Origin of the sequence: Streptomyces aureus (assembly GCF_001418135.1) — a bacterium.
Classification (GTDB): Bacteria; Actinomycetota; Actinomycetes; order Streptomycetales; family Streptomycetaceae; genus Streptomyces; species Streptomyces aureus_A.
Genome location: NZ_LIPQ01000534.1, coordinates 1 through 3,261 on the forward strand (window position 1 = coordinate 1; position 3,261 = coordinate 3,261).

General features: G+C 72.6%; 3 protein-coding genes and 1 pseudogene. 2 read left to right on the top strand and 2 right to left on the bottom strand.

Annotated features, from left to right (window positions below):
- Both AOK00_RS33300 and AOK00_RS33305 read right to left on the bottom strand, forming a co-directional pair.
- Positions 1-181 (bottom strand): DUF6643 family protein (locus AOK00_RS33300; protein ID WP_367870073.1); only part of this gene is annotated, 181 nt, incomplete at its 3' end.
- Positions 182-713: 532 nt separating this feature from the next.
- Complete coding sequence (locus tag AOK00_RS33305) at positions 714-1,937, bottom strand: glycosyltransferase (RefSeq protein ID WP_055603882.1); 1,224 nt, start codon at positions 1,935-1,937, stop codon at positions 714-716.
- A 58-nt stretch (positions 1,938-1,995) separates the two neighbouring features.
- Here AOK00_RS33305 and AOK00_RS33310 point away from each other — a divergent pair, with 58 nt between their 5' ends.
- On the top strand, positions 1,996-2,790 hold the full coding sequence (locus AOK00_RS33310; RefSeq protein WP_055603883.1) for a glutamate racemase: 795 nt from the start codon (positions 1,996-1,998) through the stop codon (positions 2,788-2,790).
- 128 nt (positions 2,791-2,918) lie between these two features.
- Positions 2,919-3,261: pseudogene (locus tag AOK00_RS33315) on the top strand (hypothetical protein); the annotation flags it as partial.

Here is a 3,261-nt window from a genome sequence, read left to right on the forward strand (position 1 = left end):
TGGAGGGGAAGCTGCTGCCGGTGGCCGGGAAGCTGCTGCCGGTGTCGTAGGCGGCGGGCACTCGGATCGGGGCGATCTGAGGCGTGCCCCGCTCCGCGACCAGGGAGTCGTAGATCGGGGTGTCCGGGAAGGACGGCGCGGTGTGGTAACCGCCTCCATAGGTGGAGCGGGGGGAGGTCATGGCACATAAGTTAAGCCCACGATGTGCTGGTTGGGGAGCCTGATTAGAGGGTTGTTTGACGGGCTTCGTGAAGAAGTGGATCCCCAATCCGAGCGAACGGGCCAAAAACGGGCGGCGGAACGTGCCAAGATCATGTAAAAGCCGAGTTCGGAGGGGGTTACCGGCGGGTCGGGGGCCCCGGGCCGGCCGGCTGCACCCGGGCATGAAGAACACATAAAGAAAAAGTGCCCGGAAGACGTGCAGGTGGTGATCATGGGCATGCTTAAGCGTCAATCCGCGGATCTCCGGGGCGATGTGTACACGCCGAATTGACAGCGCTACTCCCCGTGTCGGGAAAACTATTTCCGTGAAGGGGTGACGTGCTCACCTGAGGCGACGTCACGGTCACGCCTGGAGGGACGTGACGGTCACCCGACCGGAGGGCCGCCACCGCCACCCGACCGAAACGGCGTCACGGTCACCCGGCCGAAACGGCGTCACCGCCACCCGACCGAAACGGCGTCACGGTCACCCGACCGAAAGGGAGTCACGGTCACTCGCCCGGCGCGACGTCACGGCACCGGTCCGGCGCCGCCTCCGGTCGCGCGTACGTCCGGCCCTTCCACGCCGCACCGACACCCCGGTAGTGCCGGACCGCCGAGTCCACCGTCATCAGGAGATAGAGGAACGCGGTGAAGGGCAGCAGCGGAGCGAGCCACAGCGGCTGCCGGTAGTAGCGGAGCATCGGCACGTACGTCCCCACCATCACCGCCCACGCCGCACCACCCGCCCAGGCCGCCGCACCGTCTCCGCGCACCGCGCCGGCCGACAGGGCCACCGGCGGCACCAGATAGACGAGGACGAGCCCGGCCGCGGTCCCCAGGAGCAGCAGCGGACTGTGCCGCAGTTGCGCGTACGCGCTGCGGGCGACCATCCGCCACAGATCGCCGAGCCCCGGATAGGGGCGCACGCTGTCGACCCGCTCCGCGAGCCCCAGCCAGATCCGGCCACCGGCGCGCCGCACGGCCCGCGCCAGTGACACATCGTCGATCACCGCCTGCCGGATCGCCTCCGGCACGTCCGCCGCCACGGCCGTCTCCGTCCTCAGCAGCACACAGCCACCCGCGGCGGCCGTCGCCAGCGGACGCGGCCGGTTGATCCAGCGGAAGGGATAGAGCTGCGCGAAGAAGTAGACGAACGCCGGCACGACGAGCCTCTCCCAGAGGCTCTCCACCCGGAGCCGGGCCATCTGCGACACCAGATCCAGCCCGTTCGCCTCCGCCGCCGACACCAGGAGCCGCAGACTGTCCGGCTCATGGGCGATGTCCGCGTCGGTCAGGAGCAGAAACCCGGGACCACGCGTGCGTGCCAGTGCCATGCCGTGCCGCAGCGCCCAGAGCTTCCCGGTCCAGCCCGGCTCCGGCTCGCCCGGTGACACCACGGTGAGCGGCAGCCCTCCATGGCGGGCGGCGAGCTCGACGGCCAGCCGACCCGTGCCGTCCGTACTCCCGTCGTCCACCAGGATCACCTCGGCGACGCCCGGATAGTCCTGCGCGAGCAGCGACGGCAGGCTCAGCGGCAGCACCTCGGCCTCGTCCCGCGCCGGAACGACCACGGCCACGCGGGGCCACCGATCCGGCTCCACGCGCGTGCGGCGCCCCTGCCCCGGGGAGGCGGACGGCAGCCGCTGGTCCGTGCGCCAGAAGAAGCCCTGGCCGAACAGCAGCCAGACCCAGACGACCAGGGAGAGGAGCGCGAACCAGGCGAGGGTGCTCATTCGCGGCAGTCTGCCCCAGATCAGGGGCCCCAGAACGCTCATCGGCTAGGGTGACCGGGTGAAGATCGCGCTCATGGACTCCGGAATCGGCCTCCTCCCGGCAGCGGCCGCGGTGCGGCGACTCCGGCCGGACGCCGACCTCCTCCTCTCGAACGACCCCGACGGGATGCCCTGGGGACCGCGTACTCCCGAGGACCTCACGGCGCGCGCCCTCGCCGTCGCCCTCGCCGCGGCCGAGCACCGCCCGCAGGCGCTGATCGTGGCCTGCAACACCGCCACCGTGCACGCCCTGCCCGCCATCCGCGCCGCCCTCGAACCGGACATCGCCGTCATCGGCACCGTGCCCGCGATCAAGCCCGCCGCCGCCGGTGGCGGCAAGGTCGCCATCTGGGCCACCCCGGCCACCACCGGCAGCGCCTACCAGCGCGGACTCATCCGCGACTTCGCCGACGGCGCCGAGGTCACCGAGGTGCCCTGCCCGGGACTCGCCGACGCCGTGGAGCACGCCGACCCGGAGGCCGTGGACCGCGCGGTCGCCGCCGCCGCCGCGCTCACCCCCCGCGACGTCCAGACCGTCGTCCTCGGCTGCACCCACTACGAACTGGTCGAGGAGCGCATTCTCGCCGCCCTTGAGGCCCGCGGCCGCGCCGGACTGCCCCCGCTCGTCTTCCACGGCTCCGCCGACGCCGTCGCCGCGCAGGCGCTGCGCCGCGTCGGTGCCGAACCCGCCCCCGCCGCGGACCCCACCGGCAGCCTCTCCGTCCTGCTCAGCGGTCGCCCCGGCCCGCTCCCCGCCACCGCCCTCGGCTACGCCGAGGGCCGGCTCCTCGCGGCGGTCGCACCCGCCCACTGAGCGGGGACCCCACCGGCCACCGGGCATGGGCCTCCCGGGCTGCTCCCCGCCCGGCGCGATCACCGGGTGTGCGCGGGTGGCGACTCTCCGTCGCGCTGTTCCGGACGATCCTGGGTACGCTTCCCGATATGAGGGACCATGCCCGGAATGAGTACGCCGACGAGCGGACGCCCGCCGTCTGGACCGGCCGCGCCACCAACCGCTTCCAGTGGGTCGCGGCGGCCGCCGGTGCCGCCTGCCTGGGTCTCGGCGTCACCCTCGCCGTCGGGTCGGCCTGGACCTCGGGCATCGCGCCCCTGCTGATGGCCGTGATCGGCTGCGTCGCCGCCGGACTGCTCGTCCTCTTCGGCACGCTCGCATTCGTCCATGTGGCCGTGAAGGTCGACGCCAGCGCCATGGAGGTCCGCTGCGGCCACATCGGCGTGCCGCGCCGCCGCATCCTCCTCTCCCATGTCGTCGGCGCCGACTTCG